Below are 25,902 nucleotides of genomic sequence, written 5' to 3' on the forward strand. Positions count from 1 at the left end.
CCGGCGGGGCGCGCGCCCCCCGCCGCCCCCCCCCCCGCGGGCGGGGGGGGCGGCGCCCCCCCCCCCCCCCCCCCCCCCCCCCCCCCCCCCCCCCACCCCACCTTCAGGCCAGCCTCAGGGGATGGTCCAGCGCATCCAAGGCGCTGGCCACGGGTGCGGGGGCGGAGCACGCCGCGCCCAGCCGCTGTCATTCGGTCAGCCTGCATCTCGCGTCAAGTTGCCGCCCGTGCACAGGTTCTGAGCCGTGCGCCTACCTGGGAGATCAGCACGGAGTACACGCCCAGGGGTGTACTTCGGCGCGACATGTGCGGCGGAGTGCACGAGTAACGTGATCCCCAGTGCACATCCGGCTAGGATCAGCGCGTCCACTGATCAATGAGAGGCCCGACCGCGATGGCAGCTGCACGGAAGCCGAAGCCTGGTGGTGCCCCGGTTCACGCACCCCAGGGGCCTTCGGAGCGATCACGAGGTCGACGGCCATCTCCTATCGACGCCTTCAGGCGGCAGGCTGAAGAGCAGGGCCTCGACGCTGCGATCAGCAAGCTTCCCACCAACCGGTCTGTCGGCATCGTTGTCCCGGCCGACCGGGAACCGGTTCAGATGCTCGGGGAGGAGTGGCAGATTGACTCCTCCAGGTTCAACCAGTGGCTCATCCTCTACTTCAGTGAGTACACGCCGGTACGGGTGTGGCACTGGATGGCTGGAGAAGCTGAGTACGGCGGGTTCCTCCAGACCACCCAGAAGAAGATGGCTGATGCTCTGTCTCTCAAGCAGCAGCATGTCGGGTCTGCCATTGGAGCACTCACCTCGCTCAACCTCTTGTGGATGGAGAAGCGCGGAAAGTACTGGCTTCAGCCCTTTGTCACAATCAAAGGTGGCGGTCCGAAGCAGGCCGAAGCGCTGGAGTATCTCGCCAGCGTGAATGCACCTCCTACATTCCTTCGCATGCCAGTACTCCCAGATCCTAAGACCAGGCCCCGAAAGAAGAAGGAGTCGGCGGAATGAGCGCCCAGATTGAGCTCTTGTGGACGCCAACAAATGCTTTCGAGGTCATCTCGCGAATTGGCCTTTCGCGACTGGACAGGGACGTGCTTGATGTGCTGATGGGCCTGCAAGAGCCCGGTGGTCGGGTAGTTGCAACCCATGAGGTGATTTCAGAAGGGCTGGTCTCTCGAGGAAAGAAGGCCCGAGACCGAAGCTCTGTCACTCGTTCTATGGGTGCATTGAGAATGGCTCGGCTCGTTCGGTGGCCCGATACTGGTCGTGGACGTGGTGGCGTATACCAGCTCAATGAGATGATCTCGGGCTTTAAGCACCCTGAGGACATCTACGATGCCATCGACAAAATGCCAGAGGACATGCGCCTAGACGACCCCGAGTATCAGGCCAAGCTGCAGACGGCGCGGGCTCGAGCCGGCCGACACCTTCGGGCGATCTAAGACGGTGCTGCAAGCGCTTGGGCTTACCAACCTCGCTGGCTGGTAAGCCCAAGCTCTGTGCGTCAGGCCCAGGTTCCGACGACGAACGACTCCGGGCGGGGCACCTCCAGGGCGACACGCTCATCGGCGCGGATGGAGATGACGCCGTTCTCGAAGTTCAGGCCGTTCTCGCTGGACACGGTGACGGAGACGGACTCGCGATCGTGGAGCTGGGCGCCGCTGCCGAAGGCCCCAACGAGGAACTTGTCGTCGGCCATGGCGGTGGTGTCGACGACGCCGAGCCGCCAGACCTTGCGCTCGGCGCCGACGGCGACGGCAACGGCGATGCGGAAGGCGCCGGTGTCGTCGGTCTCGAGTTCGAGTTCCTCCCACAGGTTCGGGGAGATCACCAGGCCGGTCATCTCGTACTCGGCCAGCACGCCCTTGGTGATAGCGCGGCGGACCTGCACGGACCGCTTGTCGGCCTGGAGGGCCTGGTACTCCTGAACGCCGGGGACGTTGAACAGGCCTGTCAGCTTCTCCCCGTCGCCGGTGGAGTGGAGCAGGTCGTAGTCCTCCCGGTACTTGACGCCTTCGATCATGCGGCCGTTGATGAAGGTCTTCAGCCGCGGCTCGTCCGACAGGATGTTCTTGTGGGCGTGAAGTACGTGGGCGATCTCGCTGATCGGGTACATGACCGGCTTGAAGTCGAGCTTCGACTCGGGCGCTCGGCCCCACTGGTCGGACGGCAGGCCGGCGGCGGGCGAGGTGCCGTCCGCGGCCGTGCGCTGGCGGACCTGGGCGGCGTTGTTGGTCCAGCCGGTCTCGCGGATGCCGTACAGCACGGAGGCCTTGGTGGTCGACTTCGGGAACAGGTCGCGGATCCGGGCCTTGCGGCGGGCCAGCTCGCTGATGCCCACGTTCTGCGCGCCACCGAACGAGTTGTGGGTGACGGTACCCGCGGAGAGCGCCCAGATGCTCTTGCCCTCCATGCCCGCACGGATCTGGGCACTGCCCTCGAAGCCACGCTCGCGAGCGCGCTCGTAGCCGTCGGACTCGATGAACAGGTCACCGAGGGACTTCACCTCGGAGCTGGGGGCGGAACCGTAGAACTGGCCGGCCGCGGACGGGGTGTCGGGGGCGTCGAGGAAGCCGGCGATGTCGTCGGCGGCCTTCCGACTGTCGATCAGGGACTTGAGCTCCTGGGCCTCCTGGATCACCTTGCGGTAGGCCTGGTTCTGCTCGGTCGAGACGGTGAAGCGGCCCTTCTCGTCGACCTTGAAGGTGTCGGAGATGCGTCGCGCCTCGGACTGACGGGCGGCGAGCTCGTCGATGAGGGTCTTGAGGGATACGTCGGTGCTGCTCACGGTGCCTTCCAAGTGCTGGTGGACAGATGGCGCGCGTCGCTCGCCCGGCCAGCACCGGGACGACTCGAACGTCCGGGACAGTGGAAGGGACCAGGGGGGTTAACGTCGCGTGCTGCCGTCCCTGGGCACGAACGGCAGCACGGCGGGTCGTCGTCGGGTCAGGCCGCAAGGGCCTTCAGCTGGGCTTCGACCTCATTGGGATCGAGCGTGATCGCGGCGGCGTCCTCATCGCCGTCATCGGGCGTAGTGCCGACGTCGGCCGCCGCGGGCTTGTCCGGGCTCTTCGGCCCGGTTGCCGGGGCGCCGCCCTGGTCGGTCGCAGGAGCCTCGTTTGCACCGTTCGTGCCGTCCGCCTCGTCACCGTCATCGGTGGCATCGTCCAGGTGGTCGTAGAGACCCCAGTCGTCGGCGAAGTCGTCGTCCGGATCGTCGCCGTCGACGGTGACGGGCATGCCCTTGCGCGCGAGGGTGTGCAGCAGGCGCTCGACGGCCGGCCGAAGGTCCTCAAGCTGCTCCGGTGCGATGTCAGCGACCGCGATGGCCGAGGTGGCATCAGCGAGCCGGCCTGCAGCCGGTCGGAGGAAGCGTGCTGCGGCGGCCTCCTCCGGTTCGACCTCCACCTCTTCGTCGTCCGGCCCGTCGGCGTCGACGGCCACGACGACCAGCTCGACCCGCTCCGGGGTACCGAGAGTGACGACGTCGCCGACGGCCGCGTACGGCACGGCGTAGGTGGTGCTCTCCCCGGCACCGGGCCGGTCCACGGACACGATCACGCGGTCGGGGAAGGTGGCCTCGATGCACGCCCAGGCCGCCTCGGCCGCGCTCTCCTGGTTGGGCAGGAACAGCACCTGCACCGCGTCACGGAGACGGGCCTGCTGCTCCTCATACGATCCGGCCATCGGCGGGTGCATGCTCTTCTCCTCGGTCGTGGGCCCCGCGGTGCTGAGCGACTTCGCCTCCGCGACAGCCTGGTGGGCGGTCTTGATCTCGAGATTCCCCCTCTGAGCGGGGAGAGCCTTGGCCTCAGCGACGGCCTGGTGAGCGGTCTTCACCTCGGTATTGCTCAGCGGGGCCACCGATGTCCGGCCGCCGGCCGGGTCAACGGGCTCGGTAGCGGGCTGTTCCTCCGGGCGACCCAACGGGATGCCGACCCGGTCGGTGCCCCTGACAACGAACACCTCGTCGAACGCGACCGGCGTCGGTTCGATGGCGGGAACGTCGTCCGGGAGGTCGTAGCCGAGCGTCAGGTGCGGGGTGAACCCGTGGTCCTGGTGCAGCGCCTCGCTGAACACCGACCCGGCCAGAGCGGCAGCGATTCGCTGCTGAAGCTCCGCCAGGCCGGGTACGTCCACAGGCACCCACACCGGCACGCCCTGCTCTCCGGGCGGGAAGCGGCCGATCCCACCGAGCTGTCCTTCCAGCTGAGGCGAGCCGGCAGTCGTCGAGCGGATCAGGTCGGCCAGGTCGTCCGGGTGGCCGCCCAGGCCGTCGGACTGGCCGAGGTAGGCCAGGGTGATGTGCAGGTCGCCAGCGGCGGTGCCCTGCGGGTGAGCGAGCTGGTCGGCGACCTCGGGCGCGGGGTACAGGGCGATCATCACGCCCTGGCCAGCCAGGGGCTCGCCGTGCGGCTGCCCTGTGGCCTTGTACTCCAGCCCGTTCGGCTGGCCGGCCGGATTGCCCTTGACCTCCAGGGCCATGGTGAGCGGGTGGGCGCCGTGCAGCACCGGTGAGACCTCGTACAGGTCGAGGTCATGGATGATGCGCACCCCTGCGCGCTTCGTGGCACCGCCCTTGGGGACCACGTAGCCGATGGACCACTGTGCTCCACCGCCCTCGTCGTGCCACTGCCGAACCTGCTCGAAGGTGTCGCGGCCGCGGGTGGTGCGAAGGTTGAAGCCGACGTCGGCAACCAGGGCGCCAGCCTCCTTCGGCCAGGGCTTTCCCATCGGCGTGGTCTTCGGCAGCCGCGGGTCCCCGGGCAGCCACTCGGCCACCTGATGGCAGACCCCGATGGGGTCCTTCCACTCGTGGGAGAACACCGGCTTGACGGGACGGCTCGACAAGGTGCGGGTGAACGCCCCGGGCAGGATGACGTCTCCGACCTCGTCCTGCACACCGGTGACGGCGCAGATGGCGGTGACGATGCCCTGCAGACGGCGGGGCGCCCGGGCTGGTGTACGCGGCGGCACGGTGTGCTTCCTCCAGGGCCGGGGACGAGTGGGCCCCGCGACCGTGCCCGCTGGGACCACCTACCGTCGCGCGGTCACCCCATCACGTCCATCACCCGGCCGAAGGCGGAGCCTGCGCAGCCTCAGCCGTACCCGCGCCGTTGAAGCCGCGTGTCCAGAACCGCCGCCGGTACCGCTGCCCGAAGTTGCCGTCGGCAGGGTAGGGGCAGTCGGACACGTCCTTCCCGGCGGCTGCGGCCTTCGCGCCTTCCGCCAGTGCTCGTACTGCGTCGCCACGACCAGGCAGATCCTGGGCCTCCATCGCCACCTCCTACTTCTCCAGCTCGTCCGGGAGCCCATCCTCACCGTCCGGTTCGGGATCCTCCAAGTCGTTCGCCTCGTCGTCCGCCGACGGGCCGCTGGCGCCGCCAGCCGGTGCCATGCCGGCGTCGTCCACATCGACGGCCCACGCATCAGGGTCCGAGTACCGGTAGACCTGCCCGGACGGATCCCGCAGCCAGCCGGTCAGCGTGCCGTCCTGGGACCGCTCCAGCCAGGCCTCCTCACCATCCTGCGCCGAGAACCGAGCCGTTACCGACGGGTCGTCCGGCAGCACCTCATCGCCCTCGTCGTACGGATCGCCTGCCCATCGCCGGCCGTCATCGGGGGGAGCAGCCTCAGGCGTCGGCGGAGCGGCCGCGGCGTCATCGGCCCGCGGGAGCGGACTGCCGCCCTGCTGCGGGGGGAGGGACTTCACGGAGACTCGGTAGGTGCGCACATGGCGAGGGTGCGCTGAGGGACAGGCTTGTGTCGCGCCGCACATCCTGCAGCCCCATGCCGGGAAGCCGTCTACGCCACGTACAGCAACAAGCCTGATCTCCCTACGTAGAAATCGCCCCAAAACGGGATCAGATGGGGCGGGAGCCTGGACAGTTCCGGATAGGGTGGCAGTGGCGGGAAGGGCGTTCGCCCCCGCCACCCCATTCGCAAAGGTCCACGCGCCAACCCCATCTGACCTGCGGAAACGTCGCTTGATGCGCGTTCCTGCCCTCGCCACTGTGGTTCTCGTGCCGGAAACGCCAGCACATCCCACAGGGAGGGAACCGCAGATGGCCAGCACGAGGCGTCCGACCGCCGACCGACCGAATGCCGGATGGCAGCAGGTCAACCTGCAGTGGCGCAGGCCCCGGTTGCTCGAGCTCATGCGGGTGCTGACCTCGATCCCCATCGCGGTGCTGCTCGCCGAACGGGGCGGAGAGGACCCCGTCATGATCGGCGCAACCGCCACTCTTGCCCTTCACACCGCTGCCGATGTCGGCGCACGGTGCGTACGGCGCACCCGCAGCTGACCCTCCGCTTCCGCGAGGCAGCCCAGGACCAGCCCTGCTCCGGGCCCGCTGCGGGGCCGAAAGGCCCCGCAGCGCACCACGGTCAGTACACCGTTCCGGCGACATGCACCTCGTCAAGCCGCAGCGGCGCCCCGTGCGTCCCAAGGATCCGGCTGCTGCGCTCCTCCAACAGCGCCAACACCGATCGCGCATCGGCGCCGTCGACCGCCACCGGCTCCTCGGTCGGCGCTGCCCGCACGAGCACGCCATCCCGCTGCGCCGCCTCGACCATCGCGGCCACCAGCCGGGATCCGACCACCGGCCGGTCGCCCCGGCCGGTGACCTCCACCTCGTACAACTGCCCGCCAGGCAGAACGCCCGTCACCCGAAGCGCCACCGTCTCCTCCGATCCGTTCACGCCCGCCGGCCCAGCGTGCTCATCACACCGAGCAGCCACTGCCGCAGGTCGTCGTCCAGATACCACGTCGACCCGGTGAACATCGCCTCCAGCGCGGTCGGCAGCACCTCCCACGAACGGCCGTCGGCCGGCTCCGAGCCGGTGAACAGCTCAGGCCAGCCACCCTGCCGGGCCGTCGCCTGCGGGTGGTGCCCGCGTCCCGGGAACAGCTCGGCCAGCCGCACCTGCGGTGCCCGCTCCCGCATGCCGACCTCGCCCCGCGAGGTACGCACCCAGTGGTACGCCTCCTCAGCCGCGACCAGCTCCGGAACCGAGTGCTGCAGGTGGTGCGCGAGGGCGTGCAGCGCGGGCGCGTCGTTCTCCCCGAGGGCCAGGTGCCTGTCCTGCGGGTCGTAGGAGCCGCGCTGGGCCCCCGAGCTGACCGTCACCGGGCCGGCAGCGGCCAGCCACTCGGTCGGCAGGAACGCTGAGAGGCCACGCATCCGCTCAGCACCCTCACCATCCGCCTGCAGCGCACCGCTGTTCCCCGGGCCCATTGGGCGGACCTGGCCCAGCGCATCGCTGGCGGCGTCGCGCAGCGCGACCGCGTACGCCGCCTGAACGCGCTGCTCGTCCGCCCGTGCCTGACGGGCTTCCGCCCGGGCACTGTCGAGTTCCAGCTCCGCATCCCGGCTGCCGGCAGCTGCCTCTGCGGCGATCCGGTCGGCACGCCGGATCGCCGACTGCGTGTAGCTGCGCACCGACTCCATGTAGCGGTGCGGGCTGGCGCCGAGCTCCGGCGCGACCTGCTCCATCCGCGCGGTGACCATCCCGTCCAAGACCTCGCCCGCGCCGCGAACGGCCGCCAGGTGCCGCAGGGCCTCCGGGCCCGGGCCGCCGTCGACCGCCCGGTCCGCGACCCATCGACGTTCCTCGACGGCTTCGGGAAGCCGTCCGGCCTCGAGGTCGGCAGTGCTCGCCGTATCCCAGTGGCTGACCGTACGCTCCACCCGCCCGAACCGGCCGGCCGGCAGCATGGCCAGCCACGGTGTCAGGTCCGCCGCGTCCGAGGCCTCCTGGGCATCCTCGGCCGCGGCAGTGACCGCGGCCTCGATCTCCTGCGCCTCCGGCCACCAGCGAAGCCGGCGCAGCAGCCGCTCACGAACACGCTCCAGCCTCCTGCCGTCCTCGCCTCGCATCGCGGTGGCCACCTTTCGCAGCAGCTCCCGGAGCCAGAGCGCAATGCGGCGGGCCAGGCGCACCAGCGCGGCCATCACCCGCGAGGACAGCCCCGGCCGGTCCTGCGCCGGCAGGCCGTCCAGAATCTCGCGCGCCACCTCTTCCTGCCCGTCGGCCATCGCCCGGACCGCGCGTTGCACGATCGCCTCGACCTGCTGCTCGTCCAGGCGCCGACGGCGCACGGCCGCGACAGCCGCGCCCAGCGCCGAGCCGACCGCCCGCCCGGCGAACGCCGCCACCGACCGGCCTGCCTGCTGCCGTGCCCGCTCGCCCGCGCCAGCGGGTGCTGCCGCCCCGCTTCCAGCCGCCCGGTAGGAGCGCGCCATCGCCACCAGGGCGAAGTGCACCGGGTCGATCCCCTCAGGAATGCGCCGCAGCAGCCGGACCGCGCGTTCGGCCGTCTCCTCCTCGGACTCCCCGTCGAGCGGCTCCAGGTCGTTGAGGGTGCGCAGCACCGCCCGCACCGCGGCCTCCCTGGCCCTCTGCGCGGCGTGCCGGACGGCCTGCTCGGCGTGAGCGTGCGCGGTCTCGTCCAGACCCAGCCGGCGCAGGGCCTCGGCAGCGCTCGCGGCCGCACGCCGTTCGCCGCTGCGGGACGCGCCAGGTGCCAGCCGCTCCGCAACGGACTGCCGCAGCGCGTGAATGGTGTCCGGCACCACGCCGTCTACCGCAGCCTGCACGACGGCGTCGATCGCATCCCTCGCGCGGGCCGCGACAACATCCCCGGTCCGCGGCTGCGGCGCGGGCGACGGCGCGGCAGGCCGTGCCTCGCCCGGCCCGGCGGCGGGTGCCGGCGGATCGGGCAGGTGGTGCACCGGTGCCGCGGCGGGCAGCACCTCTTCCTCCTCGATGCCGTAGGCGTCCTCCAGCGTCACGGCCTGCGTGCCGCCCGGGCCCGGCCGGGAGCCGGTCACCATGACCGGCTTCGAAGTGCCGTCGCCCTGCGGAACCGCCACCCGGTCGCCCGCTACCAGGTCCCCGGCGGTGCCGGGAACCGGCTCCTCGCCGGCCGGCTGCGGCGTGCCGCCGGAGGCCTCCGCGAGCCGGTCGGCCGCGCGCCCGGCCGTACGGCCCTCGCCGGTGCCGGGGTCGGAGTGCTGGCGCAGCACCTCCTCCAAGGCCTGCGCCTGCTCGACGGTCACCGGCAGGCCCGCGTCGATGCGCTCGGCGCCCTGCTGCGCCTGCGGATCATCGCCGTTGCCCAGTCCGAGGCCATGAATCCGCGCGCGTTCGACGGGCGACAGCTGCGGTGTGACCGCGGCCCCGGCCTCCGGTTCCGCGACGACCGGGGTGACCCGCCGGGTGTCGTCGATCCCGGTGACCGCTTCCTGCGGGGCGAGGTCGGCTGGCCGGCCATCAGCGCTGGTGGCGCGCTGCAGCAGCAACGCCCGGTCGGCGCGCAGCTGCCCGCGAGCCCCGGTCTTCACCTCCTCGTAGTCCACGGTGACGCTGTCTCCGTCGAGGTCGGGCCGGCCGACGACCCGCACGGGAGTCTTCCGTCCGGCGTCGTCGACCAGGACCACGTCGCCGTCCGCGAGGTCGCCGGCGGCCACCGGCCGCAGGTCCACGATCGCGGGCCCGGCCTCGTCCGGCTGCGCGCCGCGTGCCACGGTCACCGAAGCGCCGTCGGCGACCAGGACACCGTCCGGCGTCGCGACCTGGACGTTATCGCCATCCACGGACTGCACCACGCCGAGCGGCCGGCGGCTGTCCGGGTCGACCGCGACCTGCCCCGGCTTGATGTGCTGGCCGTCCCGGGTCCAGCCGGCCGGCCGAGCGGCGCCGCCATCGGTGACCTCCAGGTCACCCGGGGCGGCATCCTGGTCGTGGCGCCGCCCGTCGTAGCGCACGGACGCCGTCGAGCCGGTCACCCCGGTCACCAGGCCCTCGCGGCCACCCGGCCCGCGTACCAGCGAGCCAGGGAACAGTCCTTCACCGTGCCGATCGGTTGGGTGGTTGCCGTCCAGCCGCCCGTTCATGGCCTCCAGCTGCGCACCGGACAGCAGCGCACCGCCTCCAGCGTCCTCGTCCCGGGCGCTCGCCCGGGCGGCCTGTGCGCCGGCAGGGACGAACACCACTCCGCGTCGGCCCGACACACCGTTGACGTCCTCGGCGATGGTCACCTCGTAGCCGCGGACGAAGTGCCCGCCCTGGCTGATCAGTTCGTCGTGCCGGCCGAGTACCCAGCCGGAGCGGGCAATCGGGTTGCCGTCCATGTCGGTGCCCTCGACCCGGGCGACATCGCCCTGCTGAAGCTGGTCGACCGCCACCCACTGCGCGGGCCGGCCGCCGACCGGCTCCGGGGCGCCCAACTCCTCCAGCCGCGCAGGCCGTTCGGCCGGGACCGGCACCTCGGCTTCGGGACGGCCAGCGGTAGGTACGTCGTCCGCGTCCGGCCGGACAGTCGGCCCCTCGCTCGGCCCCTCGCTCGGCCTCTCGCTCGGCTCATCGTCCGTCCCGGCCGGCCGCGCGTCCCCCGCGCGCGGACGCGGGAGCTCACCGTCGCCCGGGGTGCCCTCCACGGGTGCCGGACCGTCCGGCGTAGCCGCGCGCGCGGCTTCCTGCTCCTCCTCCCAGCGCTCGCGGGCCTGGCGCTCGCCGGCCAGGTGCTCCTGGTAGTAGCGGGTGAACGAGACCGGCCGCTGGCCGCCGTTGTGGTACTCGACCCATTCCCGCAGCTCGTCCGAGGCGTGCCTGTCATAGACGGACTGCGGTGCCTCGAAAAGGATGTAGTCCGGGTCGTCTATCCGGCCGCCGGCGGCGACCCGCCGGGCCGGACGGTCCTCGGCCGCCGCGCGCGCATCCTCCGCCTCCTGCTTCGCCCGGGCGGCGCGCGCCTTCTGCGCCGACTCCCGGCGCACCAGGTAGCCCTTCGTGTACTCCTCGACCGCGTTCTTGATGGTCGGCGTGTACTCGTTGTCGTACTGGTGGCGCAGCCGCTGACGCTCCGCCTCCACCCGCTCCAGGTACTCCCGGCGGGACTCCTTCGTCGGAGGCAGGCCAGCCGCCAGCTGGTCCATCAGCTCTTCCTCAGCCGCCCGCTCAGCATCATCGGCTGGTGGCACGTCCGAAGCCTGAGCGGCCAGCGGGGTGAGCCTCTGCCCGGAGTCCCGGCGCTGCGCGGTACGGCGGTCCAGCTCGTCGGCGACCCGGTGCAGCTCCGGGTTGTCCCAGTCGTTGGCCGCTGCGGCCCGGTCGCCCAGCACGACCAGGTGCGCCTCCAGAAGGCCCTCGTCGACGTCCGTCAGGTCGTCGGGGAGCACCTGGTCGGTGCCGTCCATCGTCGGCATGTCCGGGTCGGGCTGCCCTTCCCGGGCGTCGTCGGACACGTTCGAGGCAGCAGCGTGCTCGTCGCGGACCGCGCGCATCGCGTCGCCGATCTTCCGGCCCTCGGCGTCGCGCCAGCCGCGTCCGGCCTTCTGCGCGTCTTCCGCGTCCCAGGGGAACGGGCGGCCGTCCGCATCGACCAGCTGCTCGTAGCGGGCAGCCATGGCCGCTGCGTCGTCCTGGGTGCCCTCCAGCGTGCTCGCGTCGCGCGAACCGACGGTCGCACCCGTACGGGCGTGCCCGAACTCCCAGGTGCGGCCGCCGTCCTTCGACCAGTACGCCACCCCGCCGCCGGGCGACACACCCAGCGTCGGGTTCGCGCCGATCCGCGCCACGTACGCGCGGTTCTTCGCGCTCCCAGGGATGCCCGCCCCGCTGGTGAACCGCTCCCGCACCCCCGCTACGCGCTCGCCCTCACCGGGCGCCTCAGCCCCATCCAGGCCCGAGCGACCCGCGCCCGCAACCTGATCGGCCTCCACGGCGCCGAGCTGCGCCCGGCGCCGCTCGTGCGCCTCCAGGGTGCCGGGGAACCGTTCCTGGCGGACCTCGTCCGGCAGGCCGGCCACCATGGCGTAGAACGCCTCGTGCCTGGCCACGTTGATCGGATCGTGGATGCTGTCGTCGTCGACCGGCGACTTCCGATCCGGATCGGCGCCGTTGGCGTGCGTCAGGAACCGCTCCGCGACATCCGGGTCCAGGCCCCGCCGCTCGGCTTCCGCCCGGGCCTGCGCGACATGCTGCGCAAAGGCCTCCCGGACCTCATTGAAGTAGCGGCCCTCGCCGACGATGCCCGGCCCGCCGCGCCGCCCATCACCCCGGTACGAACCGTAGTAAGCGGCCTCGGCCGCCTTCGGGCTGGACGCGGTCCGAAGCCGCTCCAGGTAATCCGCCAAGGCCCGCTGACCCACAGCCTCAACGTCGGCCCGCAGCATCCCCGCGCGCTCGGCCAGGAACTCACGGACGGGACCATCATGCTCGTCGAGGAAGTACTCGACGTTCGCGTCGAACTGGCCGAGCGGCTTCAGCGCCTCGGCCTCGCCCAGCAGCTCCCCCCATTCCTTGGCGTCGTCCGGGTGACCACCAGCGGCCGCAGCCAGACGCCCGGCGACGTTCGGGACCTGCCCGCCTTCCTCCGGGTTCCAACGGCTCGCCACCACTCCGTGCGGCGGGCGGACGTGGCCGCCGCGGCCCACCGGCCTGCCCACGGCCGCACCACGCCCGCGCGGGTTCGGCACCCGGCCAGGCCGGTCGGCCGTCGGCGCCGGCGTGAGCGGCAGAGGGATACCGTCGGGCAGCGGCGCGCCGATCAGCGGGAGGTCTGGCCCGTCAAGGTCGACGTTCAGGTCCACGCCGTTCGGGCGGCCCCGGCGCCGGCGCCGCCGGCGGCGCCGCTCGTCCTCACTGCCGTCGCCGTCCTCGTCATCCTCCTTGTCTTCGCCGCTTTCGTCGTGAGCCCGGTCCGACCCCAGATCGTCGTCGTGCTGCTGGCCGTCCACCAGGTCCCGCTGTTCGTTCCCACCGTCCTCACGGTCCTCACCATCAGCTGCGGATCGGTCGGCCGCCGGAGTCGCCTCGGGCGCCTCCTGGTGGTCGTCCTGGTGCTGCCCCCGGCCGTCCTCGTCGACCGGCCGGGCCCCGTCGCGATCCTCCCGGTCACGCTCCTGGGTGTCGTCGCTGTCTCCCCCGGGCGCATCCGGTGCCGGGAAAGCCTCGCGGCCGTCCTCCGTCCGTTCCTCCTCGTGCTCAACCACCCCGGGAGCATCCGTGCCGCCGGAAGGGTCGGCCTCAACGGAGTCGTCTCGTTCACCGTCGTCCGGGTCGGCTGCCGTCGGAGCGCCCGGCCGTTCAGACCCGGCGTCCTCGTCGTCGGCCGCGATGGACTGCAGGTCGGAGCTCACCTGCTCGGGAGACAGCAGGACGCGGTCCTCCGCCGACCGGCTCTCCCCACTGGCACTCGCGGCATCGTCGGCCTCGTGATCGGCCGGGGAGCCGATCTTGTCGGCAGAGGTCCCCTCGACGCGGGCCTGCTCGCTGGCGCGGTGCGCATCGAACTCGCGCCGTTCCCGCTCGATGTCCTGCGTGCTCGGCTCACCCGTCGCCCTGTGCGGCCGGTCCTCGGGGCGCAGTGTGTCGAAGACGATCCCGAGGCCCATCTTGAGGAAGGGGGAGTTCGGGTCGCCGTCCAGATGGGCCAGTTCGCGGCCGTCGTCACGTACCGTCCGCAGGTCCTGGGGAACGCTTCCGCTGTCGGTTCGTCCTGCTGCGAGAGCCTTCAGCGTGCGAGTGACCGCGGCGTGCAGTCGCGCCGCCTCCTCGTCGTTCTCCAGGCGGCCGAGCGGCGGGAGGGTTTGCAGCAGGTATTCGGCGAGGCCTCGGAGGTGCCAGTCCGGTGCGTCGACGGGCGGCGGCCCATCGAGATCGTCGAGCTTCACGGCCTGGTCGATGGCTTGTTCCAGGGTCGCGAAGTCGTTCGGCATCTTCATCCCGCGCCGCTTCTTCGGACCACTGATCCCGTACGGGTGGTACGGGAAGTACCGGCCGTCGCGGGTGGCCAACCGGCTGATCAGCCGCCCGTCCCGCCAGAGGTCGTAGAAGTCGCCGTCGGGCTGGAATCGGTTGAGGGTCACCCCGTCGCGGTGGGTCGGGTACGTGGTGAAGTCGCCCGGGCCAGGGAGCGGCGAGCTGGCCGACTCTGCGCCGGTGGTCGCGTCCGTAGACGGTGCGGCGTCAGGCGCGATCGACTCCAGGTCGGCACCGACCTGTTCCGGAGACAGCACCGCCTGGCCGGCCTCGTCTCCGGCCGCCGGATCCGATGGCTGCCCGACGTCCGCGCCCCGAGTGCCGGGCGGGGTGAACCGGCCGGAGTCGGTCGCCTTCTGGAGGTCCTCGTCCGAGGCGACCTCGGCGCGCGGCTGCGGATCGCCGTTGCGCCGGCGGACCTGCTGCAGGGAGATCGTCGAGCGGCGGCCGCTCTCCTGGTCGCGGACCGTCAGGACGCCATCGGCCGCAACGACCTCGCCGGTGAGCAGCCGCTCCCCGTCGTCGTCGATGTAGAGCACGGTGTCGCCCGCGGTGAAGTCCTCGGACGTCCAGTCGCGCAGGTAGTCGGTGTCAGGGCGCTCCATCGGGTCGTCGGAGCGGGTTACCTCCCACACCCAGCCCAGGCCGCCGGCGTCCAAGGCCTCGGTGGCGCGCGTGACCGCGACGTAGGACAGCCGCAGGTCCTCATCGCTCGGCATCGTCGCCAGGTCGTACCGGCCGTCCTCGTTGAGTTCCGGACCACGGAAGTCAGCGGCGATCCGGACCCGGCGCCACTCCAGGCCCTTGGACTTGTGCGCGGTGGAGATCACCACGTCCGGGTCCTGGTGCTCACCGACGATGCCGCCCTCGCCCTCCGCAGGCGCGTGGCTGTGCCGGTCGATGTACTCCTTGACGGCGGCGTGCGCGGCATCGCGGTTGCCGGTCGGGTTCTTCACCGTCCAGGTCCGGCCGGAGCGCCGGTTGGTCACCGTGTGCGTGCCGGGCTGGTAGTACCAGCGCTTCGACTGGTCGTCCCAGGCAGCCTTGCCGAACCCGTTGGCCTTCGCATCCTTCAGCCAGCGCGTGAAGTCCTCATGGTCCGGATCGCCGAAACGCGTGCCGGAGATCCACAGCCGCTCACCGTCGTCGCTGATGCGGATGTCGGACGCCAGCCCGCCGGACTCCAGCAGCCGGTCGAGCGTGCCGTCGGTGTCGTTCTCGATCAGCTGGACCAGGGTGCGCATCGACCCGGCCGCCTCGGACTCCTGCTCGACGTACTCGACGACATCGTCCCAGGCAGCGAAGTCGGCGAGGTCCTTGTGATTGGTCCTCTCGCCGGCCTGCAGCTGCCGGGCCGCCTCGACGAACTTGCGGATCTCGTCCAGGCCGCCGGCCACCGCGACGCGCTTACCGCGATCGAGCGCGTCAATCGCCTCGATCACCGCGGTCGCGTTGGTGCGGCACAGCACGGCGTCCGCGTCGTCCGGCCCGAGCTCGGTGATCCGCGAGTCCTTGCTCGGCAGGCCCTTGAGACGCATCTCGGTGCCGGACAGCCGCAGGAACCGGTTGCCGATCTCGGCGATCTCCTCGCCGAACCGGAACGACTGGGTGAGGGTCAGCCGGGCGTCCACAGGAAAGCGCGCCAGGGCGTCAGTGGCGCCGCGGAACCCGTAGATCGACTGGTTGGAGTCGCCGACCGCAACGACCTGCACGCCCTGCTTCATCGCGGCGCGCACGACCCCGTCCAGCACGGGGTTCACGTCCTGCGCCTCGTCGAAGAAGATCACGTCGGAGTCGACCTTGAAGCCGGACAGCGCCCACTGCTTGACGATGTAGTCCTGGTCGTACGTCAGCTGCCCGTGCGGGTCGAGGATGTCCGCCCACATCCGGTCGGCGATCGGCTTCAGCGCCTCGAACAGGGCACCGCGGTGCTCCTCGTCGATCCACGGCGGCAGGTTCAGGTGCTGCGGCCCCATCTCCTCGTCCGCGGATTGCGACCAGCGGGAGATTATGTCGCGGGCCTGGTAGGCGGCCGACGACGGCTTCAGCGACTGCCCGGGTGTGTACTCCACCCAGTCGTAGACCCGCATCAGGTCGGCGACCGTCTGGGCCGTCTGCCGCTTCGCACCGCCGTCGCCGTCCTGCGGCAGACGCTTGCCGAGGTCCCGGCCAGCCTCCTGGTAGCGCTTGTTGACCGCGCGGAACGCCATGCCGTTCGCGGTCTGCGGGGTGACGTTGTCCGCGTACTCACCCTTGGCCTTGGCCTGCTTAGCCTCCTCGGCCACGGACCGGTTGAACGCCAGGTAGTCGATCCTCTTGCCGGGCATGCGGCGCGACAGCTGCTTGAGCGTGGAGGACTTGCCCGTGCCTGCGAGCGCCATCACCGCGGCGTTCAGGCTGCGCCGGGCCACCGCCTCGTGGATCAGCGCCTGCTCGGCGGTCGGCGGGTACTCCTCCTGCTCGGCGGCCGAGGCAACGATGCGCGCCCACTCCTCATCCGACGGCGCGCCCGCCTTCGCCGACGGCATGTCCTCGATCCGCTCGACGTTGCGACCCTCGCCCTCGTCCGCGCGCAGCCCATAGCCCCACAGCCGGTTCTGAACCTCCTCACCGCGGTCCTCCGGCTTGCCGACCTCCGTCTTGCGGTTGAGCTCCTTCTGCACCTCCCACTGCCGCAGCTCCGCACGCCGGCGCCACGCAAGAGCCAGAGGATCGGTCGAGTCCTTGATCTCGTCGAGCGCGGCCTCGAGGTCCGACAGCTCGTCGTCGAGCTCGTCGTGGCCCATCTCCGCAACCGGCCTGCTGCTGAGCACACCTCGGTCGCTGCCGTCAGCCGGAGCCCCTGTCGTTCCCGGCGCCGGGTCGGCCGCGCCGTTCGGGGCCACCGGCGTGTCCGGGACGTCCGGGGTCTCCTCGGCGGCCTTGTACGGCTCCGCGAACGGGTCGGGCTCGCCCGGCCGGGGAAGGGTGGCCTGCGACCGATCCGTCTCGTACGCCTCACGGTCCAGCTTGTCCGCCGCGTTGCGCAGCACCTTCTGTTGGCGTCGGCCGGCAGTGGTGCTGGTGTCCGCCTCGTCGGCGGCCGCCCGGGCGGTAGCCCGCAGGGTGCGCATCTGGTCTGAGCGCAGCGTGTACCGCCGGTGGAAGCCGGGCTTCCAGGCGATCGGTTCGTCCGGGTCGGGCTGGGCGAGCGGGGCGAGCTCCCGTACCTGCGCCTCGGTGAACGTCACCTCCTTCCAGACGTTTCCCGTCTGCCACAGGCCGGTCTTCTCCCCGCGGTGGTTCAGCTCGATGCCCTGGGCAACGTGATTCGCCGTCCGGATGGGCGGGATGCCGGCGGTCGCCGGCATCTTGTCGTGCCAGGTCATGCTCTCAGGGGCGCCGCCGCGGGCATCCTGCCCCCACCAGGCCGTGCGGCCCTTGTCGTCCGGCCGGGAGCGCACCCAGCCGATCGTGTTCCCGTCCTCGTCGACGATCCAGCCGTGACCGGCCTCCATGTCGAGGCTGTGCAGGCGGGCGCCGTACCGAAGGGAGAGACCCTCAGGGGTCGCGGCCTGCGCCAGCTTTACCTGCCGGTCCTCATCGGCGGCCGCGGCCTCGCGAAGCGCCTCCGCCACCGGCTGCTCGCCGGGCTGGTGTACGTCGCTCAGCGGGTGCATGACGTAGGTGCCGTCGACGTTGACGAGGGCCTGGCCCCCGGTGGCACCGATGAAGTGACCGGTGCCGTCCGGGGTGACCAGCTCGGTCCCGTGCTCGTACGGCTGGTCCGCAGTGCCCTCTTCGGCGGCAGCGGGCGCCGTCGGCGGCTTCGGCCCTTCAGCCGCTTCCTGTGCGGCCGTGGCGGTGACAGCCTCCTCGGCGGCTTCCGAGGTGGTAGCTGGCTGCGCATCGCCCTTACCAGGCCGCCGGCCCGAGGGGGTTGTGTCGTCGGCGCGCCGGAACGTGTGGTCCGGGCGGTGCATGAGGGTACGGCCGTCGGTGGTGCGCACCCGCACACCGCCCCTGCCGCCCTTGCCGATGGCCTCCGGCTTGCCGGCCACCTCGGCGACGGTGCCGTCGTCCGCGATGTACCGATCCCCGGTGCGAAGGTTAGCGGCCTTCAGCCGCCCGGTGGCACCTTCGGCGTCGGCAAACATGTCGGGGGTCCCGAACTCGTCGCCCGCTCGCTCGGTGGGCTGAGCGGCGAGCACGTCGGCTGCTCCGAACAGCCCCGGGTCGGCGCCGCCCGCCTGCTCGGCCTGCATCTCCATCCAGCTGCCACCCGGTCCCTTCGGGGCGCCGGTCTTGGCGTTCTCCGCACGACGGGTCTGCTCCTTGACGAGCTGGGCGTGCCGGGCGACGTCCTCGTTGCCGACCTCCCCATCGCCGAGTAGATCGGGTTCCAACGAGGCCATCTCGTCGGCGATCTGCTCGTCCGTCAACGTCGACAGATGCGGCCGCTCCTCCCGCGCAGGGGCCGCGGTGTCCTCGGCATCCGGGATGTCGGCCTGGGGCGTGCCGTTCTGTGCCGCCGGCTCGACAGCGCCCTGCCCAGCCCCGGCCAGCCAGTCCGGTCCCGAAGTCGGCGAGGCACCGGAGCTGTCCGGACGAGCCGACTGCTCCTCCCCACGGGGGGCGGCGTCGGACGGCGAGTCCGGGCCGATCGACGCCAGATCGGACTGCACGCTCTGCGGCGTCAGGTCCTGCGGGACGTTGTCCTCGTGCTGGTCGGCGGAGCGCTTCTCAGCGGCGTCCTTGGCCCGCCGCTGTGCCTTGAGCCTGCGCTGTTCCTTCCTCGCTTCCCGGTCCGGCCAGGTGACCGTGGGCCGGCCGGCGGCGTCGGTGGACACCACCGGCGGCGCGGGGGTGCGGGGTGTCACGTCCAGGTCGTGCTCGGCGCTCGGATCGTCGGTTGCCGCCGGGTCCTCGCCGGCACGGATCCGGGCCTCGCGGAGCTCCTGCTCCAGTGCCTCGATCTGCCGGCGCCGGGCGTCGCGGGCCGCCTCGTCGCCGGTGACCGGCTTGGACTGGGCCGAAATGATCGCGTTGACCAGCCGCGAGCGTTCCTCGGCCGTCTCCAGTTCGGCCGCCTTCTCGAACGGCTTGTTCAGCCGCTCGGCGGCGATCTCCGCGTTTCGTTCCTCGCGGCGCAGCATACTCTGCGCGGTCTCGATGTGCGCCTCGGTGTCGGTGAGCGAGTCCTCCAGGCGCGTGATGGGCGTCAGCGACTCGCCGTCGAGCATCGCCTTGGTGTAGGAGCGACGACTGCCGGGCACGTCCGGCATCGAGATGTCGGCGACGTAGACGCGGGCACCGTCGCGGTAGCCGACACGGAACTTGCCGACGACGTCGATGCCTCCGACTTGACCGAGGCGGACCTGGGCGTGCGTTCCCCAGGGGTTGGTTCGGCCCTCGTCGATGACGGCGTGGGCCAACCGTGAGAGTTCGGCGGCCGCCTCCTTGCGGCTGGTGAGGTCCTTCCCGTCAAAGGATGCGTTGAAGTCGTTGCCGCGGGTGACGCGCTTTCGCTGGTTGACCGACTGGAGCTTGGCGACGAGGCTGGCGGTCTGCTCGCGCAGTTCCTCGGTCTGCTGGATGGTGAGGCGGGCGCCGTCGACGCCCCGAAGGTACGCCTTGTGCTGGCGGCGAAGCAGTCCGAGCGAGGCCCGCACGTTGGCCTGCTCCAGCAGGTACGGGTTGCCGGTCGAGATCGCGGTGACCTGCTCGGCGTTGAACACGCCGTCGGGGATGTCCTCCACCGTTCGGTCGGTGAGGTTGCCCTTCATCAGCTGCTTGATGAACTTCGCCTTGCGAGCGACGGTCTGCCACGAGAAGCCGTCGAAGGACTGCTCGGTGACGTACTGGAAGATCGACACCTCGGGGTTGGCGTTGCCCTGCCGGATGATTCGGCCGTTGCGCTGCTCCAGGTCGGCCGGCCGCCACGGGCAGTCGAGATGGTGCAGCGCGGTCGCGCGCAGCTGCGCGTTGGTGCCGGTGCCCATCTTGGTGGTGCTGCCGACCAGGACGGCGATCTTGCCGGTCCTGGCCTCGTGGAAGAGGCGGGCCTTCTCCGCGTCGTTCTTCGCCTCATGGATGAACCGGACCTTGTCGGCGGGGATGCCGCCGTCGACGAGGAGGGCCTTCAGTTCAGCGTAGGCAGGGAACGCGCTCTCGCTGAGTTCGTCGAGGTCGGCGGCCTGCTCCTGCTTCTTCCCCTTGCCCTTCTTCTTATTCGGGTCCTTGGGGGTGCCCATGTCCAGGAAGACGAACTGGAGCCCACCCTTCGTTGGGTGGGGGGTCGGGTCGTCCTTGCTGGTCGGGTACTCGGTGTCCTTGGTCGCCGCGTGGATCCGCAGGATGTTCTCGGCGGCCGTACGCAGCTTGTGGCCAGGCTCGTCAACGCCAACCATGCGCGGGTCCAGCGAGACCTTCCGGCCGTCGCTGGAGATCTTCAGCATGTTGTCGTCGGACGGGTCGACGAGCCCGTTCTTCACCGCGTGCGCGCGGCGTTCCAGGTCGGCCTGGTATTCCAGTTGGCCTTCGGTCGGTTCGACCTTGATGGTGATCGCCCGGCCGGTCGACAGATCGGGGACGTCGAGGTCCAGGTCCTCGGCGGTCTTGACGTCCGCGACCGTGCGCCAGATCCGCATCAGCTCGGGCATGTTGCGGAACGCCGCGAACCGGGACACCTCGCGGAAGCCGGAGCCGTCGGCCGCGAGCTCCACGCCGTTGATGATCTTGCCGTACGTGGACGCGAACTCGTCGAAGTCACGGATCCTGGCCTGCTCCAGGAGGTCCGGGCGCAGGTAGCGCAGCATGGTGTGCGCCTCGGTCACGCTGTTGGAGATGGGCGTGGCCGTCGCGAAGGTCACCACCCGGCCGGACTGGGTCCGTCCGCGCAGGTAGTCCAGCTTCATGTCCAGATCGGAGGCCCGGTTGGAGCCCTCGATGCCGGCGCCCGGGATCGAGCTGTTCGTCGCCAGGTTCTTGTAGTGGTGCGCTTCGTCGACGACGACGTAGTCGATGCCGGTGTCCTCGAAGGACAGGCCGGCCTTGTCCTTCATCGCGGCGGTCTTCTTCTCGATCTTTGCTTCGAGGTTCTTGAGCCGCTTGCGGATCTCCTTGACCATCCGCGTCTCGCGGCCGGAGGCCGGGCGGTCCGCGTTCGCGACAGCTCGCTCGCCCTTCGCGCGGGCCAGTGCTCGTTTGAGGGACTCCTTCTCTCGGTTGATATAAGCGAGCTGGGTCTCCGGCCGCATGTCGATCGACTCGAACGCCCGCTGGGTGAGGATCACCGCGTCGCAGTCGGTCGTTGCCACGCGGGCGATGAACTCGCGCCGCTTGCGGCCCTCCAGGTCCTCGCTGCCGGCCGCCATGAGCTTGGCGTCCTGGTACAGCTCCAGGAACTCGTCGTGGAACTGCTGGAGCATGTGGCCGGGCACCACGATCACCGGCTTGTTGACCAGCCCCAGGCGGCGCAGCTCCATGACGCCCATCGCCATCTCGGCGGTCTTGCCAGCGCCGACCTCGTGGGCAAGCAGCACCGCCGGTTCGTTGACCATGCGGGCGACGGCGGCGTGCTGGTGGTCGTGCGGTACGAAGTGCTCGGACAGACCGGGCATGGTGCGCCGCTGCCCGTCGTAGGAACGCAGCGCGAGGTTGTTGTGGGTGTCGTTGTAAGCCTTCTTGATAGCCTCGGCGCGCTTCGGGTCCTCCCACAGCCAGTCCTGGAAGCGGTCGCCGAGTTCCTCGGCCTTGGTCTGCGCGAGGTCGGTCGCATCGACGTCGACCCAGCTGGTGCCGTCGTCGCGGTAGCGGCGGACCTGGATCTTGCTGTTGGTGAGGATCGCCTCGATGAGCTTCGGGGCGGGGTAGTCCTGCGTGCCCCAGACCTCGGTGGCCGCCTTGGACTTCTTGATGTGGGCCTTGGCCTCGACCTTCCACAGGCTGCCGCCCTGGTACTCGACCTTGACGGGCTCGTGCATGATCGAGCTGAGGAACGCCTGTACGGGGCCAGCGCCGAGCCAGGACGCGCCAAGCGGGGCGTCGATCTCGCCGGCGGGGATGTCCGGTGGCAGCACCTTCTCCAGCTGCTCGACGTTGGTCCGGAACCGCGGGTCGGTGCCCGCCTTCGTCGCAGCCTCGTTGAGCTTGGCGCGGACGTCACCAGACAGGTAGTCGGCCGCCATCTCCAAGGAGCCGTCACCGGGTACCTCGAAGGCAAGCGGCATCTCCTCTCCAGTCGCCGGGTCCACGGACCGGGCCGCCAGAAGCCGAGCCCTCGCTTCGTCGGGGGAGGTGCGCATGACGCGGGCAAGTTCGTCCACGTCGAGGTGGCCGACGCGCTCGTGCACCAGCACGGCGGCGTCCTGCGGCGATTCGGCGGTTTCGGCGATCGCCCGGTGACGGCCGATACGGCGGGTGAAGATGGGCGAAGCGGTGCTGGTGCCGGTCTCGGTGTCGTAGGTGTCCAGGGCCTTGACCATGGCCATGGTCGGGTCCTTGGTGAAGAGACCGCCGCGCGGCGGCCTGTGGCGGATCGCCTTCTCGACCTGCTGGCCGGTATCCGGGTCGGTGGCCTTGCGCACCCGCCACTCGAACCGGTTGATCGCCCCGAACTGGCGGTGATAGGCGTCGTAGCGTGCCTTGAGGTTGCCGCGAAGCTTCTCGATCAGCGGCTCGTCGTTCTCCGGCGCGTTCTCGGCGGTGACCAGCGCCTTGAAGGCATCCCGCAGTCCGAGGAGAGCCCTCGCCTCCTCGGCCTGGGTCTTGGGTACGTCGAACTGGTGGACCTGGCCGTCCCGGACCTGGGTAAGCGTGCCGTCCGGTTCTATCTGGACGTGACCGTCCACCCGGGTCGAGCCGGCCTCCAGAAGACGCGGCTTGGGCCGTCCGCCGTCATCCTGGCGGTAGGCCAGGCCGTTGCTCCTCGCCTGGTCGACGACCTGCTTGAGCGCGTGGTCGAGCGCCGGCGCGAGGTGGCCGTCGCCGTCCACCCGCAGGTCGTTCGCTCGGTACGCACCGTGGCCGATGGCCATCTGCCCCAGCACCCGGTCCGGGTGTTCGGCGAAGTACGGGTTGACGAAGACCCGTTCCTTCGGGTCGACCGGTGCCTCGGGGTCCTGGCCGGGCAGGTCCGTGGCGGGGGCGGAGTGCACCCACATCGGCGGGTCGTTGGGGCCGCGCTCCTCCAGCGGCTTGATGGCCTTCTTCCGGTCCCGGCCGCTGGTGAACTCCTTCTCCCCGTCACGGCGGCGGAAGATCAGCAGGTCGGTGACCACGCCGGTGCCAGCGGTCCGCTGGTGCGCGCTGGACGGCAGACGGATCGCGCCGAGCAGGTCGGCCTTCCGCGCCATCTCCATGCGTGCGTCCTCGGCCCGCACCGAGTTGCCGTCCATCGTGTACCGCGAGGTGACGACGGCAACGATGCCGCCCGGCCTGGTCAGGTCCAGCGACTTGATGATGAAGTGGTTGTGGATACGGTGGTTGCCCTTGTTGTGCCGCAGGTCCACGACTTCGTAGTTGCCGAACGGGACGTTGCCGACCGTCGCGTCGAACGTCGCGTCCGGCAGGTGGGTCTTCTCGAAGCCCTCCGCGCGGATGTCCGACTGTGGGTACAGGGCCTTTGCGATGCCGGCGGTGATCGGGTCCAGCTCGACGCCGGTCATGTGCGCGTTCGGCGGGGCGTAGCCGATGAAGTTGCCGCTACCCGCGCCGGGCTCCAGGACCTGGCCGCCGTCGAACCCGAGGTCCCGAAGAGCCCCCCACACCGCCCGGGTGATCTGAGGATCGGTGTAGTGCGCGTTCATCGTGCTGTCGGCCGCGCGCTCCCATTCCTCGTCGGAGAGCAGCGACCGCAGTTCCCCAGCGAGGGAAGCGAACTCCTCCGATGGGGAATCCATGAACACCTGCGGCGTGGCTCCCCACCCGGACCAGCGGGCCAGGACGGCCTGCTCCTCGCGGGTAGCCGGGCGCTGCTCGTCCTGGAGACGGCGCAGAACCCGTATCGCCTCGATGTTGGCCCGCACCCTCGGCGCGACGCCGGACGGCACCAGGCTCCGGCCGTCGGCCGGCGGCATCCAGGACGGGGCGCTCCCCTCCTCCTGGGGGGAGCCGAGGACTACACGACGATCGAGGGCAGCGCGACCCTCGGCATGTCCAGATCCTCCGTTCCGGGCTCCTTCTCCTGGCTGTAGATCAGCTCGTGCAACGCCCTCTCGCGGGCCATCGACCTTGCCATGTTCGTCAGCCCCATCGCGGCCTGCGGATCCGTCGGCGCCTCCTGCTCGTCGTAGATCTCCTCCCAGGTCTCCCCGATCTGCGTCTCCACCTGTTCGCCGATCCCCGCGAAGAACGCCTCGGCCTCCGGCCCCATCGTCGCCGTCGCCGTCGGCCGGTACGTCTCCCAGTACGCCTTCGCGATCCGCCCGTACCCGTTCACCCTGATCTCCTCGCTGCTCTGCGGCCGCACCACGGCCTCCGTCATTCTCCCGACCGCGCGCCTCCGCGATCACGCGGGCGAAGGCCTTGGCGAACTCCTTGTCCTCCAGACGATCCCGCAGGTTGGGCGAGTCCCAGTCGAACAGATTCCCGTCGTCGTTGCGGACCTGCTCAGCCGCGTTCGCGACCAGCAGCGCCTCCCGCTTCGTCGAGAACACAGGCCGCGTGCGCTCGCGGTCGCCGTACTGGTCCGAGATCAGCAGGCCGGTACCGGAGTGGTGGACGACCCACTGGCCCTTCGGGGTCTTCGAGACCATGAACCGGCCGTTGGTCGACAGCTGCTCGCTGCGGGTCAGCTGCGCGACCTTGAAGGCACTGCGCCGGTCCTTCTCCGCCCTGTCCGGGTCGGAGCTCGATGAGTCGGCTTCGTCGTCCCAGTGGTGCAGCACGTCCATGACCGCTCCGAAGCGGCGCTGCGCACTCTGGCCAGCGGGCAGCCAGACGCCTCGACCCCGCGCGGCGTTCGGCTCCTTCGGACCGTGTCCGCTGCTGGCGTCGGGGGTCGGCTCGACCGTGGGCAAGGAAGCGGACCCGCGCTCGTTGGACGACTGCCAGCGGGCCTCGGCCTCGATGTCGGCCGACGGTGCGTCACCGTTGCGGTCCTTCTCCCACCGCTCGAAAGGGTACGGCTGGCGAACCAGGTGGAAGCCGTCCGCTGCGCCGCCGTTGGCGACCTTCAGCGTCTCCTTGCGGCCGCCGTGGCCCTCCCAGGTGAGCGTCGTGTACTCGCCATCGTGCTGCACGTCCAGGACGCGCCGCGTGTACCAGCCGCCGTCGGCCTGCGGGTTTCCGGCCACCACGAAGTCGCCCTGCTCGACCAGGCGCGCCTGACTCCAGCGGTAGCCGGGCTGCTCCTCGGCCGCACCGGCCGGCGCACCCGCCTTCTCCGCGGCCGCGCTCAGTTCCTCCGAGGTGTAGGACTGCCAGCCGCCCTGCTTGTGGATGGGGCCGGCCTCGAGCGCGTCGGCCTCGCTCAACGCGTCCCGCTTGCTGTTGTGCTGGCCCTCGTGGACGCGGCCCGTTGCCGCCTCGTACACCCGCCACGTGCCGTCCTGCTGGCCGACCAGATGCCGGCCTGAGCTGGTCAGCTGCGGCGAGGAGATCGCGTCGGCGCGTTCCCGAGCAGCCTCGCGACGCAGCTGGGCGTCCTGCGGCTTCTCCGGGTCAGCGGCCAGCGGCCGGACCTCGCCCCGGCGCCACGACTCCAGAACGCTCGCCACGGTCGGCTTCTCGTCCGGGATGTCCTGCCCGTCATCGCCCGTGGCGTGCGGCTTGGCCGGTACCCGAGGGTCTCCGGCGTCCGGCTTGGTGATGCCGTCACCCCGGCCGCCGCCCGCGGCCTGCGCCTCGCGCTTGGCGTCCTCCGCCAGGACCTTGTCCTCGCTGGCGGTCGGCGCGGTGCCGTCCGGCCGGGCCACCATCGTCAGCCGGTTCGCGTAGAGCCTCTCCTGCTTGCCGCTGTCGAGCCGCTCGACGAGGACCTTGTCGCTGGCCAGCGCCCGCAGCACCCGGGCCAGACCGCCGCCCCACAGCCGGGCGATCCCGCCCGTCTCCACGAAACGGCCTTTGCTGTCACGCGGGTGCAGAGCAGGGTTCCAGGGCCGGCGGGCGACCTTGACCTCAAGGCGGGCAGCGGCGGTGCGGTTCTCGTGCGGCATG

The 25,902-nt window shown here is 70.9% G+C and carries 9 protein-coding genes; 3 read left to right on the forward strand and 6 right to left on the reverse strand.

Annotated features, from left to right (window positions below; translation table 11 throughout):
* Nucleotides 1–393: 393 nt before the first annotated feature.
* The gene (locus ACIPSC_RS32835; protein WP_400831489.1) at nt 394–1,005 is read left to right on the forward strand and encodes a hypothetical protein; all 612 of its coding nucleotides are present in this window, start codon (nt 394–396) and stop codon (nt 1,003–1,005) included.
* Nucleotides 1,002–1,439, forward strand: coding sequence for a hypothetical protein (locus ACIPSC_RS32840; protein ID WP_400831491.1), 438 nt, complete (start codon nt 1,002–1,004; stop codon nt 1,437–1,439). Before ACIPSC_RS32835 ends, ACIPSC_RS32840 begins: the two co-directional genes overlap by 4 nt.
* A 62-nt stretch (nt 1,440–1,501) precedes the next feature.
* Here ACIPSC_RS32840 and ACIPSC_RS32845 read toward each other — a convergent pair whose 3' ends face one another.
* The 4 genes from ACIPSC_RS32845 to ACIPSC_RS32860 form a co-directional block, all read right to left on the reverse strand.
* Complete coding sequence (locus tag ACIPSC_RS32845) at nt 1,502–2,785, reverse strand: phage major capsid protein (protein WP_400831494.1); 1,284 nt, start codon at nt 2,783–2,785, stop codon at nt 1,502–1,504.
* A gap of 158 nt (nt 2,786–2,943) precedes the next feature.
* Nucleotides 2,944–4,899, reverse strand: a complete 1,956-nt coding sequence (locus ACIPSC_RS32850; protein WP_400831497.1) for a 2'-5' RNA ligase family protein — start codon at nt 4,897–4,899, stop codon at nt 2,944–2,946.
* A 166-nt stretch (nt 4,900–5,065) separates the two neighbouring features.
* Complete coding sequence (locus ACIPSC_RS32855) at nt 5,066–5,275, reverse strand: Rmf/CrpP fold protein (protein WP_400831499.1); 210 nt, start codon at nt 5,273–5,275, stop codon at nt 5,066–5,068.
* A 9-nt stretch (nt 5,276–5,284) separates the two neighbouring features.
* Nucleotides 5,285–5,710: a hypothetical protein gene (locus ACIPSC_RS32860; RefSeq protein WP_400831503.1), complete on the reverse strand. Its 426-nt coding sequence runs from the start codon at nt 5,708–5,710 to the stop codon at nt 5,285–5,287.
* Nucleotides 5,711–6,062: 352 nt separating this feature from the next.
* Here ACIPSC_RS32860 and ACIPSC_RS32865 point away from each other — a divergent pair, with 352 nt between their 5' ends.
* A complete protein-coding gene (locus ACIPSC_RS32865; RefSeq protein WP_400831506.1) occupies nt 6,063–6,302 on the forward strand; it encodes a hypothetical protein in 240 nt (79 codons plus the stop codon).
* Nucleotides 6,303–6,384: 82 nt separating this feature from the next.
* Here ACIPSC_RS32865 and ACIPSC_RS32870 read toward each other — a convergent pair whose 3' ends face one another.
* Both ACIPSC_RS32870 and ACIPSC_RS32875 read right to left on the reverse strand, forming a co-directional pair.
* Entirely contained in the window at nt 6,385–6,699 is a 315-nt protein-coding gene (locus ACIPSC_RS32870; protein ID WP_400831508.1) for a hypothetical protein, read from the reverse strand.
* Entirely contained in the window at nt 6,696–25,901 is a 19,206-nt protein-coding gene (locus ACIPSC_RS32875; RefSeq protein ID WP_400831511.1) for a UvrD-helicase domain-containing protein, read from the reverse strand. Before ACIPSC_RS32875 ends, ACIPSC_RS32870 begins: the two co-directional genes overlap by 4 nt.
* Between the last annotated feature and the right edge of the window lies 1 nt (nt 25,902).

This window comes from Kitasatospora sp. NPDC090091 (assembly GCF_044747365.1).
GTDB lineage: Bacteria > Actinomycetota > Actinomycetes > Streptomycetales > Streptomycetaceae > Kitasatospora.